Genomic DNA, 14645 nt, shown 5'->3' with positions numbered 1-14645 from the left:
CTTCTATCGATTTTACATCATCTGGCCAAAGTCTGAACTCATATCTATCTGCCGTCTTTAATGCAATAGATATAGCCTTCTCCCACCAATCATAACTTTTATATATATTTGCAAGTGGATTTTCTGATGAACTAATTATTTTTGCTGATATCCATATATTATACATTAAATACAACACCTCTATTATAGTACTCTTGCTAACACTATCCCATACATACAAACAATTTCTTTCGTCTCTAGAGTATTTAACTATGTGGAATTTTAAAACCTGTTTATTAGTCTTATCTTTTGTAAAAACCTGCAACCATTTAAAAAACTATAATTGTTTATATTATCTAATATAGATTATATAATATATATATGGAATATCAAATATTCTTTATTTTTATATGATTGGTTTTATATAAAAGTAAAATAGTTTAAAATTAAATAAAGCATAGTTTCTAACTTTAAAAAGTGTTAGAAACTATGCTCATCTATATTTTATTTAAAATCTATATCTAGAAGATAATATTAGTAACACAAAATAGTTCTACTACATCCTGATAGAAATAAAAAGGAAACAAAAAACCGTCCCCTTGTATCTTTATACTGGTATCCCGGCTTCAGCGAACGTAATCATTTCATTATTCATATACGTAGCTGCCTCAATTAAATTTAAAGCAAGTACTGCCCCCGTTCCTTCTCCAAGTCTCATATCCATGTAAAGCATTGGTTTTAGTCCAAGAAACTCTGCTGCATATACTGCTCCCTTTTCCTTCGATGCATGGGAAGGTATAAGAAAATTTTTAGTTTTAGGCTCTATAGTACATGCTATAAGAGCAGCTGCCAGAGAAATAAATCCATCTATCACTACCGGCACCCTATTAGCTGCTCCCGCAAGCATCACTCCAGCCATTCCGCCTATTTCAAGCCCTCCAACTTTAGCAAGAACATCTATCCCATCCTTCGGATTAGGATTATTTATTTCTATAGCTCTCTTCACTACTCCAGCTTTATATTCAAGTCTTTCTACTGGAAAATTAGCTCCTATTCCCGTTACTTCAAAAGGATCATATCCACATATAACCGAAACAATCGCCGCACTTGGAGTGGTATTACATATTCCCATTTCTCCAGTTGCCAAAATATTTTTTCCTTTTTTAATCTGTTCTTCAGCAACTTGTATTCCAACTTCTAAAGATTTTATGGCTTCCTCTCTACTCATAGCAGGCCCTTTAGCCATATTATCTGTTCCATACTTTACTTTCCTACTTATTATTCCAATCTCATCTATATCTACCTTCACACCTATATCTACAGGTACTACATCAGCTCTAGCTTGTTTCGCTAATGCACAAACTCCTGTTACCCCTCTTGCCATATTTCTAGTTTGAATTTCTGTTACTTCCTGCGGAAATACTACAACTCCTTCTTCAAAAACGCCGTGGTCTGCTGCCATAACTATAACCACTTTTTTATCTACCTTTGGATAAAGTTCCCCCGTTATTCCTGCAAGCTGAATGACTATCTCCTCCAATCTTCCTAAACTCCCGGGCGGTTTAATAAGATTATCCACCCTTTCTTTTGCCTTTGCCATAGCTTCCTTATCGAGTTCTCCAATTTTACTAATAGTTTGTTTTAATAAATCCATATTTTGTCCCCCTTCTTTTCTATATTTATTTTCTTATAACTAAAAAAGTTCATAGTTTATTTGTGCATGACAAACAAACCATGAACTTTACCATCATCCATGAGTTTTATGTAAATTATAGGCAGGTCTCCTGGCTCAGGTTCAACACCTTTAAACGCCTTCCCAGATTAATATCCAGTGGCATCATGTTTAAAGGCTCACCTTCACAGTGGCGGGTCCGCTGGAGATTTCCACTCCATTCCCTATTCTCCCTAAACGGGCACCTATAATTTTTATATTAATTTGTATACTAAAAGGATATATTCTATGTATTTCAAAAAATTCCTGCTAAATACTAATAAATTTTTCTATTTTTATCTATTCTACTTTAGATTTATGTCCCTAAAGAGGATTTTTGTTTTTTTATGTAGAAATAAATGGGTATATATTTTATATATTAAACGGTTTACAATTGGACAAACAACACAACAGAGTTAGGAGGAGTGGGAATGAAAATACATTTTTATGGAGCTGCTGAAATTGTAACAGGTTCTAATCACTTAATTACAACAGATAAATACAAAATTTTAATCGACTGTGGTATGTTCCAAGGTAGTGAAGAACTAGAAAAACTAAATTACAAGGATTTTGAATATAATCCTTCTGAAATTGATTTTGTTTTGCTTAGTCATGCTCATATAGACCATAGTGGTAGAATTCCAAAATTAGTAAAGGAAGGCTTTAAAGGTAAAATAATTTGTACAAAAGCTACTTATGATTTATGTAAAATCATGCTATTAGATAGTGGTCATATACAAGAATCAGATACAAAATGGCTTAACAGGAAACGTATACGTGCCGGTAAAGCTCCTATTAACCCTCTATATACGGTAGAAGATGCTAATATAAGTTTAAACTACTTTAAACCTGTTTTATATAATCAAAAAATTAATCTAAACGAAAATATCCAAGTCAGATTTAGAGATGCTGGTCATCTGCTTGGTTCTTCAATAATAGAATTATGGATTACAGAAAAAAACAAAACAGTGAAAATAGTTTATTCTGGCGACTTAGGAATGAAAAACAAACCTATACTAAGAGACCCAGAACTTATAGAAGAAGCAGACTATTTAATTATAGAATCAACATATGGCGATAGATTACATGAAAGCGTTGCTGAAAGGACTAATAAATTAATAGAAATAATAGATAAAACCGTATCTAGAGGCGGTACAGTTATTATACCTTCGTTTGCTGTAGGAAGAACTCAAGAATTAATCTATGAATTAAACAATTATTATGAGAATTTAGACATCATGGAAACATATAAAAAAATACCTATCTATGTTGACAGTCCAATGGCAGTTTCAGCTACTCAAGTTTTTAAAGACAATCCATATTGTTTTGATGATGAAACCAAAAAACTCATACTAAGCGGAGATAATCCGTTTGAATTTGAAAATCTTTATTTTATTAACGACCAAAAAGAATCTATGAGACTAAACGAATATAATTATCCAAAAGTCATTATTTCAGCTAGTGGAATGTGTACTGCTGGTAGAATTAGGCATCATCTTAAGCATAATCTTTGGAAAAAAGAAAATAGTGTTATATTTGTAGGTTATCAAGCAGAAGGTACTTTAGGCAGAATGCTCAAAGATGGTGCAAAAAAAGTCAAAATATTAGGAGAAGAAATAAGCGTTTTAGCAGAAATATATAGTATTGAAGGTTTCTCTGGCCACGCTGATCAAAAAGGTCTAATGGATTGGTTAAAAGGTTTCAAAAAATTCCCCGAAAAAGTCTTTGTAGTTCACGGTGAAGAGCAATCAGCCAAAAAATTAGCAGAATTAATTAAAGAAACCTACAAAGTCGATACTATCATACCAAATATGGGATATATTTATGAATTTAAAGACAATGAAGCAAAAGTTTATCATGGTGAAATATTAGAACCTCTTAAAAAGAAAGAAAACATTAAAAAAGAACTACAAGAAGTATATAATCAGTTTGAAGTTTTAATTGCTAATACTGAAAAAATTATTGATGAAGAGATATTGAAAAAAGATTATGATAAATTGAAAAATAAACTTATAGAATTACAGCAGAAATTACTAGATATCAGTATTCTTTTAGGAGATTAATATGTATGTTTATATTCAAACTATGTTTAAAAAAATAGTTTTTTGATAATATTATGATAAAATTAAAAAAATATATATGGAGGGATAATATGTCAAAAATAATTTTAGGTCTGCAAATTGACAATCGTTTCGAGGAAGTATCTGAAGTACAAAAAATATTGACTGATTACGGATGTATTATTAAAACTAGATTAGGTCTACATCAACAAGCAGAAGATAATAATAACTGTACAGAAAAAGGATTAATACTACTTGAATTAATTAATAATTGTGGTGATAAATGTAATGAATTAGAAGAAAAATTAAGTGCGATAAATGGCGTTGTAGTTAGAAAAATGGATTTCTCTTATTAATCTTATATCAATCAAACCTTCTATTAGTCAAGCTAATAGAAGGTTTTTTCTTTTTGTGATTCAAATCACTGAATTATTTTTAAATTTTGGGTATATTATAATTAAAGAAAGACAATAGGATGGTTAGTTATGGATAATCAAATGTTTTGTTATCAATGTGAACAAACAGCAGGTGGAAAAGGTTGTGTTAAAATAGGTGTTTGTGGAAAAGACCCAGAAGTTGCAGCTCTACAAGACTTACTTATTTACTTACTAAAAGGAATAGGTTTTTATGGGCAGAAAGCATTAGAAAAAGGCAAAAAAATTGATGAAGAAATTCATAAGTTTGTTATGGATGCAATGTTTGCTACTTTAACTAATGTTAACTTTGATGCCGAAAGATTTGTTGAATATATTAAGAAAGCTGCTGAAGTAAAAGAAAATCTTAAAGAATTAGCTGGAGATATTGAAGGACCTATTCCAGACGCTGCAAGTTACAAAGTACCTTCAACAAAAGAAGAAATGATAAATGATGCAAAAAAAGTTGGAATAATGGCTGATGAAGACTTAGATCAAGATATTCGTTCACTTAGAGAACTACTTATTTATGGTTTAAAAGGAATGGCTGCATATGCACACCATGCTTATGTTTTAGGTAAAACTGATGAGACTGTAAATAATTTCTTCTATAAAGGACTAGCTGCTACTTTAAATGATAATTTAACTATAGATGATTTATTTAATCTAAATATGGAATTAGGTCAAGTTAACTTCAAGTGTATGGAATTATTAGATAGTGCTAATACTGGTGCCTATGGTAATCCTGAACCAACTGAAGTATTAATAACTAAGAAAAAAGGACCTTTCATAATAGTTTCTGGTCACGACTTAAAAGATTTAAAAGAACTTCTTGAGCAAACAGAAGGTAAAGGTATAAATATTTATACTCACGGAGAAATGTTACCAGCTCATGCATATCCTGAACTTAAAAAATATCCGCATTTAGTTGGTAACTACGGTGGTGCATGGCAAGACCAACAAAAAGAATTCGATAACATACCTGGTGCAATATTAATGACAACAAACTGTTTACAAAAACCTAGAGACAGCTATAAAGACAGAATTTTTACTACTAGCATAGTAGGTTGGCCAGATGTAGCTCATATAGAAGAAGTAAATGGTAAAAAAGATTTTACACCTTTAATAGAAAAAGCTTTAGAGCTTGGTGGTTGGCAAGAAGACGAAGAAGAAAAGAAAATTTTAGTAGGATTTGGACATAATACGGTATTAAGCCTATCTGATAAAATTATTGAGGCTGTAAAAAAAGGTGATATCAGACACTTCTTCTTAATAGGTGGATGTGATGGTGCTAGACCAGGAAGAAATTATTATACTGAATTTGCTGAAAAAACACCAAAGGATACAATAATTTTAACATTAGCTTGTGGAAAATATAGATTTAATAAAAAAGACTTTGGTAAAATTGGAGAATTCCCAAGATTATTGGATGTAGGTCAATGTAATGACGCTTATTCAGCTATAAAAATAGCAGTTGCTCTTGCAGATGCTTTTGAATGTGATGTAAATGAACTACCTCTATCAATGATACTATCATGGTATGAGCAAAAAGCAGTATGTATTCTTCTTACATTATTATCATTAAATATCAAAAATATTTATCTTGGACCAACTTTACCAGCATTCATTTCACCAAACGTATTACAAGTATTAGTTGATAAGTTCAATATAAAACCTATTTCAAATGCAGAAGCTGATATGAAAGAAATATTAGGCTAAATAAAAAGGCTATCTCTATCGAGATAGCCTTTTTATTTAGAAGTTATAGTTTTAATTGGTAAAAAAATATCAAATTTTGTACCAGTTCCTGGTTTGCTAGAAACTTCAATATATCCATCATGTTCATCAATAATTCTATGAGTTATAGCTAATCCAAGCCCAGTTCCAGTATCTTTAGTTGTATAAAATGGTTCAAATATTTTTTCAAGTTCATTTCTTTGTATACCTGTGCCATTATCTTCAAATGACACCTTAACCCAACCATCTTTTATATTTAAACTTATGTTTAAATAACCTCCTTCAGGCATTGCTTGCACAGAATTGAATATAACATTTATAAAAGCTTGTTTTATTTTTTCTGAATCTATTAATATTTCTATGTCTACTTCAGACGTATAAATAATTTTAACATCATGTTGTTGAGCATACTTTTTAGTAAGCATAATTACTTCTTTTATAAGTTTATCTATGCTTTGGTTTTTAATCTGATTTACATTAGGTTTAGCAAAATCCAACAATCCTTTAATTACCATATTAGCTCTATCTACTTCATGAACTATAATTTCAAGCCCCTCTTTTATTTCAGCATCTTCTATATCTTTAATTACAGTCTGAGATATAGTCTTTATAATCCCTAATGGATTCCTTATTTCATGAGCAATACCAGACGCAAGTTGTCCAACTGCTGATAGTTTTTCTGCTCTTCTCACTTGATTTTCCAATTTCCTAATCTCCGAGATGTCCTCAAGTACAATAACAACTCCCTCTATTTTATTTAGAATATTATGCAATGGATAAGCAAATAATTTTACATAAATATTAGTTTTATCTTTTGAATTACACTTAGTAACGATATTCACTTTTTTATCAAAAGCCAGTACATCTTTTAGTATTTTTTCAATTTTATCATACTCTGTAAATAGAATATCTAATCCTTTCCCTATACATGTTTCATCTAAATCTAACAATTTTCTTCCTTCTTTATTTATCAATTGTATTTTTAAATCTTTATCAACTGCTATAAGAACATTAGTTATACTATCTAATATATTTTGAGTAAAATTTTCAAGATCGGTCAATTTTCTAATTTGTATCTCCAATATCTTTTTCTTTTTAAAATCTGCTTCAACTAAAAATCCAGTAACCGTGCCTATAAAAACAAACATAATTATTTCTAAAAAATGATTTAAAATAGACATATTTATTTTCTCTAATGATAATATCTCTGGAAAGATTAAAGGCGTAACATATAAAATAGAAACTATTACTGATGTAAATAGACCTCCCTTTAATCTGAATTTAAATGAAGAAATTATTATAGGAATATAAAACAATCTCCTGTGAAAATCGTGTATATCCCATCTAGCTGGTATAATTGAATAGTGAAGCATTGTTATAATCACAATACTTATACTAATAAAAATAATATCCATTATTTCTTTTTTATTAAATCTCTTCATTTTAATTCTCCTTTAATAGAACAAAATCTTCGATTTAAAATAAATTATAAAGATGATTTTACCTATATCTATAAACGGAATTTATATTCAAAATTATTCACAATTTAACAAGGTATATAACGACTCTGGCATGTAAGCATGCCAGACAAAGTTTCAATAAAATCAACATTAATTTTTTTATTAAATATAAGATTTTATTATAATTCCCTATGGATTATAAAAAATATCTCTAATAGTTATTATAATACATAAACTTTATAATTCCCTAACAAAATAAAAAGGACAGACTTATAATCTATCCTCAAACTGTTAATAAACTTTATAATTAAAATTATAGAAATAAAAGCAAATGCACGGCAAAAATTTAGTATAAAAACTAAACCAAACTTTAAATTTCGTAAACTTTACTTGAAATCTAACCCAAACTATTTAACCAAACTTTTGAAATTTACCTCTTCTTTGGTCCAAATAAAAACTCTTTCCTCTGCACCTGCTACATCTGTCATAATAATTTTTAAATACTCTGTATTATTGTCAATTAGACTTTGTCCGTTAACTTTACTAGGAACAATTAATTTACCAAAAACATGATGTCCTTCAGGTATACCTACAGGAAGCCACTCTATATTTTCACTAACTTCTAGCCCTTTATCATTTTTTAATACTATTTTCTGTTCTAAGTTATTTTCAGAAATATTATAAGTATGAGTATTTAAAAATACATCAAATACCAGATTTTCTTTTAAATTTTCATTATCTAAAAATAAATTTAGAAAAACAACATCTACATAAACATCATTCTGAAAATCAGTTCTAATATATTTTATATTTTCATCAGAGTATATTTCTTCATAATAACTATTTTCAGATATTTGCTCCTCATCTATTATTTGATCCTCTACTTGAGTATAATCTGCTTTATCGTTATTATTTATATCTTCTATATAAATATTTTCTTCATCAATTTCTATATCAGTTTCTTGATTGTCTTGTTCTGTTATTTCTTGATTATCTTCTTTTATCACTTCATTATATTCATCTTTATCCGTTTTATCCTGATATTTTTTATCTAATATATTAATTGAACTTTCATCAGAAGTTTTTTCTTCATTTTCCATATCTAAATCTTCTACTTCGCTGTTCTTATCTATGTTCTTATCTATGTTTTTATCATTATACTCTTTATTATCGTCTAATTTCTTATCCTGTTGAATAAGTGTCTGTTCGACTTTCTCAATTTTTGTTCGAGAAGTCTCATTATTTGTTCTACTGGAAGATTTCTTATCTATATAAATAAACGAAGATGCAATAATTATTATTGTAATTATTATACTTAGTGCCCTTGCCATGTCTACCTCCCATACTAACCATTATTTTCATATAATTTATAATATTCTACTATTAATTGATCTAATCCAACACTTAATTTATATATGATTTCATAATCTTCTTGATTTTTAATAGCTTTATTTAGTTTTTCTCTTAATATAGATATTCTATATATTAAATACACAATATCCATCTCCACTTTTACGCCATATCTTATAGAATAAAATTTTCTTTTAATGTGATTTTATTCACCGATTTTATAAAAGTGTTGCATATAACACAAGTACTGTATTATTTAGTATTACAAAATTATTTCATTCTAATAAACTTTTCTTCACACTCTCTACTACAGAAATAATATGTGCGGCCATTAATAGTTCTTCTTATTGAGTCAGTTTTACTAACATACATACCACATACAGGGTCTTTAGCTGTTTCTAATGAATTCATATGATTTTCTTTATGCATAGTATGACCATTACTTTTATGTTGCATATGTCTTTCATGAGAATGTCCTCCACAACAACCTCCACCCATTCTCATCATATAAATCATTAATACTACAAATCCTATAGCTAATAATATATTCATAACTAATTCCTCCTTTAATTTTATATTCAAATAATATTGCAATTTATATGCCAGTTTTATAATTTCTAATTTAAAATAATAAAATTTATATCTGAAGATTGTTAACAAAACCCCTGCAAATATTTAATATATGCAGGGATTTTGTCAACAATTTAAGAGCTCCTGTAAAAGGAGCTCTATATTACTCTATTGATACAGCTTCATAACCTGCTTCTTCAACTGCTTTTATTAATTTAGAGTCATCCACTTCATGTGCTAACTCTACTACTGCTTTTTTCTCTGCAACATCAACATTAGCAGCTTTAACTCCGCATACACTTTCTAGTTCTTTCTTTACACGACCTGCACAATGCCCACAAGTCATCCCTTCAATAACAATTGTTTTCTTCATATTAACCCCTCCTAAATTTTTATTTATTTTTAGCTGGCTTAAAGCCTTTCAATCTTAAAGCATTTGATAATACTGAAACTGAACTAAGCGACATAGCAGCTGCTGCAAACATTGGATTTAATTTGGGTCCTCCAAATATATATAGCAATCCTGCTGCTATTGGTATACCTGCTGCATTATATGCAAACGCCCAAAATAAATTTTGTTTTATATTTCTTATTGTAGCTTTACTTAACTGAATAGCTGTAACTACATCCATAAGGTCACTCTTCATTAACACTATGTCTGCTGATTCCATAGCAACATCTGTACCAGAACCTATAGCAATACCGACATCAGCTTGTGCTAATGCAGGAGCGTCATTTATCCCATCTCCAACCATCGCAACTTTTTTACCTTTTTCTTGAAGCTTCTTAACTTCATTGGCCTTATCTTGTGGTAAAACCTCGGCCAAAACTATATCTATTCCTACTTGTTTAGCAATAGCTTCAGCTGTTCTTTTATTATCACCAGTAATCATCGCTACTTCTATTCCCATACTATGAAGTCTCTTAATAGCTTCTAAACTACTTTCCTTAACAACATCTGCTACTGCTATAATTCCAACTAGCTTATTATTAATAGCAACAAACATTGGCGTCTTACCTTCATTTGCAAGTCTATCAGATTCTTCTTGAAGCGTTATTTCAATATTTCTATCATTCATTAGTTTTTTATTTCCTAAAAGTATATCTTTACCTTCTATCATAACTTCTATACCATGTCCTGGGATAGCTTGGAATTTTTCTATTCTTTTTAATTGCAATTCTTTTTCCTCTGCTTTTTTTACAATTGCTTCTCCTAGTGGATGTTCAGAGCCTTTTTCTGCAGATGCAGCAATTACTAATAGCTCATCTTTATCAAATCCATCTATTGTTACAATATCTGTTACAGTTGGTTTACCCTTTGTTATGGTTCCTGTTTTATCGAATACAATAGTATCTATTTTATGAGTTGTTTCTAATGGTTCTCCACCTTTGATTAATACTCCATATTCTGCACCTTTTCCAGTTCCAACCATTATTGCTGTTGGTGTAGCTAACCCAAGTGCACAAGGACATGCTATAACTAGCACTGAAATAAAAATTGTTAAGGCAAACACAGGTGTTGCACCTGATATATACCATGCTAACCCTGATAAAATCGCTATTGCAATTACAATAGGTACAAAATATCCTGAAATAACATCAGCTAGTTTTGCTATTGGAGCTTTTGAACCTTGTGCATCTTCAACAAGTTTTATTATTTGTGCCAATGCAGTATCTTTACCAACCTTTGTAGCTTTAAATTTAATTGTCCCATTTTTATTCAAGGTTGCACCTATTACCTTATCTCCGACATTTTTTTCAACTGGTATACTTTCACCAGTAAGCATCGACTCATCAACTGATGTATGTCCTTCTATAACAATTCCATCAACTGCTATTTTTTCACCAGGTTTTACTAAGATTATATCGCCAACTTCAACTTCTTCTATAGGTATAGTTTTTTCTTTTCCATCTTGTATTACTGTAGCTGTCTTTGGTTGTAAACCCATCAGTTTCTTAATCGCTTCAGAAGTCTTACCTTTTGTAACAGATTCTAGATATTTACCTAATAATATAAGTGTAATAATTACTCCTGCAGTTTCAAAATATATGTCCTTTGCATATTGTACATTCCCTTGTATAATCTCATATATACCGTATATTCCATATAAAACTGCTGCAGATGTACCAATAGCTATTAGTGAATCCATGTTAGGATTCTTTCTAATTAACGCCTTAAAACCTACTGTATAAAACTTATTACCAGCTATAATTATTGGAATTGTTAATAAAAGCTGTATTAATACAAAGTTTAATGGATTTATAGATGGGTCAATTATTTTTGGTAACGGTAAACCTATCATATGTCCCATAGCTATGTATAAAAGCGGTACTGTAAATACAGCTGATATTACAAATTTTCTCCATAGCGTATTCATTTCTTTTATTCTACGTTGTTTCTCTACATCTTGGGTTTCTGTTTGAACTTCAAGTGCTTCGTAACCTGCTTTTTTTATAGCTGTTTTTATATCAGAAATCCTTGTTTTATAAGGATCATACTTAACACTAGCCCTTTCAGTAGCAAAATTTACACTTACTTGTTTTACTCCTTCTAATTTATTTATTTCTCTTTCAATAGCCTTTGCACAAGAAGCACAAGTCATCCCGGCAATCGGTATTGTAATTTCTCTAATATCTGCTTCTTCATCAGCACTATACCCTGCATCTTTTACCGCATTTTTTATATCATTTATATTAACTTTTGATTCATCAAATTTAACATTTAACTTCTCTGTAGCAAAATTTACGCTAGCAGTTTCTACCCCATTAAGTTTGTTTACACTTTTTTCAATGGCTTTTGCGCACGATGCACAAGTCATACCATTAATTTTTAGCGTTGCTTCTCTCATATTACTTTTCCCTCCTCCTATATCCTTTTATATAACAAATCATTTTTGTAATATCCCTCCCCATATAGGGGGGGTGTTTTAAGTGTAACATATGTCTTTTATTTAATCAAGTATATCTATATTTTTATATTACCCATTTAAAATCATATCTATCATTTTTTAACTTATTGGCCATATAAATTATTTCTTCCTCAAATGCTTATTTGAATAATCATTATTTTACTTTTATTCTAATAATTTGAATATAAATATTGTTAAATACATTAATGCCCCAAATAGCATAGTTATTGTAAAACCGAAATTCATAGATATTATTAAAGAAAGTACAGAACCCATAACAGACATAATTCCATTTACACCCAACATAAGTGGTATATATTCTTTTTGTCCTTTCTCCTTCAATCTTAAAATGCCTTTTGGAAAAGCCATTCCCATAAAAAAACCAAGTGGAAACAAGGTTATTGTTAATATTATTAATTTATATATTTCTTTAAAATCCTTATATAATTTTGTAATAATAGGCAATGCTATTAATAAAAACATAATCAAAATAGGTATAAAAACGAAAACTATATCTCTATGTTTAATAGTAGTTTTGAATATTTTTTTATTACTAAAATAACTACCTATACCACAGCTCAATAATAGAGAAAAGATAGTATAACTAAAGGCACGTATTGGGTTACCTAAAAACAATATGCTTTTTTGAATTAAAGATATTTCTATTAACATAAATCCTATTCCTATTGTACTAAAATAAAATAATAGTCTTAAATTACGTATATTACGAATAGAAGTTCTATATAATAACACTATAATTATACTTATTAAGATAATTAAAGTTTGTAATATATTAGGTATACCTTTTTTGAAATCATAAAAAAACGGTTTATTATCTGTTGTAGGCTTTGCATTAAAATACAATTTATCGTACATTTCTTCAAGCGTCGATTTTCCCAAAACCAATTTGTTATATAAATCCATATATTTAATACCTGGCATATTTATAATAATTCTGTCCTGCTTTACTGCTGCGTTATATATATTTTCAATTTCTTCTGTTGTAAAAGGCTTTTTCTTAAAAATAACAATAGGCATACTTATTCTATTTCCATATTTTTCTGCCATCGTATTTGTTATGTTATTAATTACTATAAAATGTTTTAAAATGTCTTTTTGATTAACACCGGCATCTAAAAGAGTTTCAATACCAGTATTGATTCCTCTTACCATGTCAAACGTGCTATGAAACATAAAGCTTAAATAGCCATTATCCTTTAAATGGTCAAAATAAGTTTTAAACGCTTCTTTTGTATATAAAAAATTTTCTGTTAAACTTAAACCACCATAGCCTACTGCTTTTGACATTACCATTGATAAATAAATATTATTATATTTTTTATTTGTCTTTTCAATAAAACTTCTACCGTCTTCAACGAATAAATTAACACCCTCATAATTATAAATATCACCATTAAAATCTTTATAAGCATTAACAGTATCAACTACTGAAGAATTAATTTCTACTGCATCTATATTTTTACTACCCCCTAAAATTGCAAGTAAAACATCTTTCCCACCACCTGAACCAATCAATAAAGTATCTTCATTATTACCAATAGTAAATGGCAAATAATTAATCTCTTCTTTTAAATAACTTACATCATCAAGATTGCCATTAAATCTTATCATTGGAGCACTTGCTCCACCATCTGTTATAATTATTTTTTCTCTATCATTATTCTCTATTACATCAGTTCTAGAAATAGAGTCCCAACTAGAAAATACTATATTAACTTCTTCATTACTATTTTGCCTAATATGTTCAATAACTGTTATTGGACTCGTAAGATAAGAAGTAAAATTTTTTTCTAATTCTAATAAAAAGTTTTTCTGTATTAATAATGTACTTGTTAATATTAAGAATGATATTAAAATATATTTCATTTTTTTAGTTCCAAACTTAATACTAAATAAAACACCCGAAAGTATACTAAAGATAATAATAACAAACAGAGTTCTCATAAAACTCAAATTATCCATTAAAGGTATTATAATAACACTTCCTAATGTAGAACCTAATAAATCTGCAAAATATAATTTATTGCTAATACTACTGTACTTTAAAAATACTAATGATAATATCATTCCTCCTATAACAAAAGGTATGCTAGTTATAAGTGAATAGATTAAATAAATCTTCATATAAGGTAGCTTATAAATTATAATGATACTAATAAAAAAGGAAAAAGCTAATGTCAAAGCTAGTTTTTCAAGTGAATATTTTTTTCTAGTTTTATAAATAATTAATCCCCCGAAACATAATCCCAATATAGCTAATGATATTGTAAGAAATACAAAATGGTAAAATAATATTGTTGAAAATAATCTTGTAATCAACATCTCATATACAAACAATGATATTGATAAGAAAAAAATTGCTAATAATTCTAATATATTTTTATTACTTAAATTATTCATTTGAATCTCCCTTTCATCGTTTTAATCTATATCTT

General features: G+C 28.9%; 11 protein-coding genes and 1 riboswitch. Of the genes, 3 read left to right on the top strand and 8 right to left on the bottom strand.

What is annotated here, in order from left to right; translation table 11 throughout:
- Positions 1 to 586 precede the first annotated feature (586 nt).
- Positions 587 to 1633, bottom strand: a complete 1047-nt coding sequence (gene cobT, locus AB4Y15_RS09550) for a nicotinate-nucleotide--dimethylbenzimidazole phosphoribosyltransferase (RefSeq protein ID WP_427340064.1) — start codon at positions 1631 to 1633, stop codon at positions 587 to 589.
- A 103-nt stretch (positions 1634 to 1736) separates the two neighbouring features.
- Positions 1737 to 1915: riboswitch (cobalamin riboswitch) on the bottom strand.
- Between the two features lie 206 nt (positions 1916 to 2121).
- Here cobT and AB4Y15_RS09545 point away from each other — a divergent pair.
- The 3 genes from AB4Y15_RS09545 to hcp all read left to right on the top strand — a co-directional run bounded on the left by AB4Y15_RS09545 (position 2122) and on the right by hcp (position 5882).
- Complete coding sequence (locus AB4Y15_RS09545) at positions 2122 to 3753, top strand: MBL fold metallo-hydrolase RNA specificity domain-containing protein (protein ID WP_427340063.1); 1632 nt, start codon at positions 2122 to 2124, stop codon at positions 3751 to 3753.
- Between the two features lie 89 nt (positions 3754 to 3842).
- A complete protein-coding gene (locus AB4Y15_RS09540) occupies positions 3843 to 4106 on the top strand; it encodes a CPF_0552 family protein (protein ID WP_427340061.1) in 264 nt (87 codons plus the stop codon).
- A gap of 129 nt (positions 4107 to 4235) precedes the next feature.
- Positions 4236 to 5882 carry a hydroxylamine reductase gene (hcp, locus tag AB4Y15_RS09535; protein WP_427340059.1) on the top strand — a complete coding sequence of 549 codons (1647 nt, stop codon included), beginning with the start codon at positions 4236 to 4238 and terminating at the stop codon, positions 5880 to 5882.
- A 32-nt stretch (positions 5883 to 5914) separates the two neighbouring features.
- Here the strand turns inward: hcp and AB4Y15_RS09530 are convergent, their stop codons facing one another.
- The 7 genes from AB4Y15_RS09530 to AB4Y15_RS09500 form a co-directional block, all read right to left on the bottom strand.
- The gene (locus AB4Y15_RS09530) at positions 5915 to 7342 is read right to left on the bottom strand and encodes a two-component system sensor histidine kinase NtrB (RefSeq protein ID WP_427340057.1); all 1428 of its coding nucleotides are present in this window, start codon (positions 7340 to 7342) and stop codon (positions 5915 to 5917) included.
- 425 nt (positions 7343 to 7767) lie between these two features.
- Positions 7768 to 8691 carry a hypothetical protein gene (locus tag AB4Y15_RS09525; protein ID WP_427340055.1) on the bottom strand — a complete coding sequence of 308 codons (924 nt, stop codon included), beginning with the start codon at positions 8689 to 8691 and terminating at the stop codon, positions 7768 to 7770.
- A 14-nt stretch (positions 8692 to 8705) separates the two neighbouring features.
- A complete protein-coding gene (locus tag AB4Y15_RS09520; protein ID WP_427340053.1) occupies positions 8706 to 8864 on the bottom strand; it encodes a Spo0E family sporulation regulatory protein-aspartic acid phosphatase in 159 nt (52 codons plus the stop codon).
- 116 nt (positions 8865 to 8980) lie between these two features.
- Complete coding sequence (locus tag AB4Y15_RS09515; protein WP_427340051.1) at positions 8981 to 9262, bottom strand: YHS domain-containing protein; 282 nt, start codon at positions 9260 to 9262, stop codon at positions 8981 to 8983.
- 181 nt (positions 9263 to 9443) lie between these two features.
- The gene (locus AB4Y15_RS09510; RefSeq protein WP_427340049.1) at positions 9444 to 9653 is read right to left on the bottom strand and encodes a heavy-metal-associated domain-containing protein; all 210 of its coding nucleotides are present in this window, start codon (positions 9651 to 9653) and stop codon (positions 9444 to 9446) included.
- Between the two features lie 19 nt (positions 9654 to 9672).
- Positions 9673 to 12129 (bottom strand): heavy metal translocating P-type ATPase, encoded by a 2457-nt coding sequence (locus AB4Y15_RS09505; protein WP_427340047.1) that lies wholly within the window; start codon positions 12127 to 12129, stop codon positions 9673 to 9675.
- A gap of 225 nt (positions 12130 to 12354) precedes the next feature.
- Positions 12355 to 14610 (bottom strand): spermidine synthase family protein, encoded by a 2256-nt coding sequence (locus tag AB4Y15_RS09500; RefSeq protein WP_427340045.1) that lies wholly within the window; start codon positions 14608 to 14610, stop codon positions 12355 to 12357.
- Positions 14611 to 14645 lie beyond the last annotated feature (35 nt).

It is taken from the genome of Caloranaerobacter longqiensis, from assembly GCF_050286925.1.
GTDB lineage: Bacteria > Bacillota > Clostridia > Tissierellales > Thermohalobacteraceae > Caloranaerobacter.
This window is presented reverse-complemented; position numbering and strand designations above follow the sequence as displayed.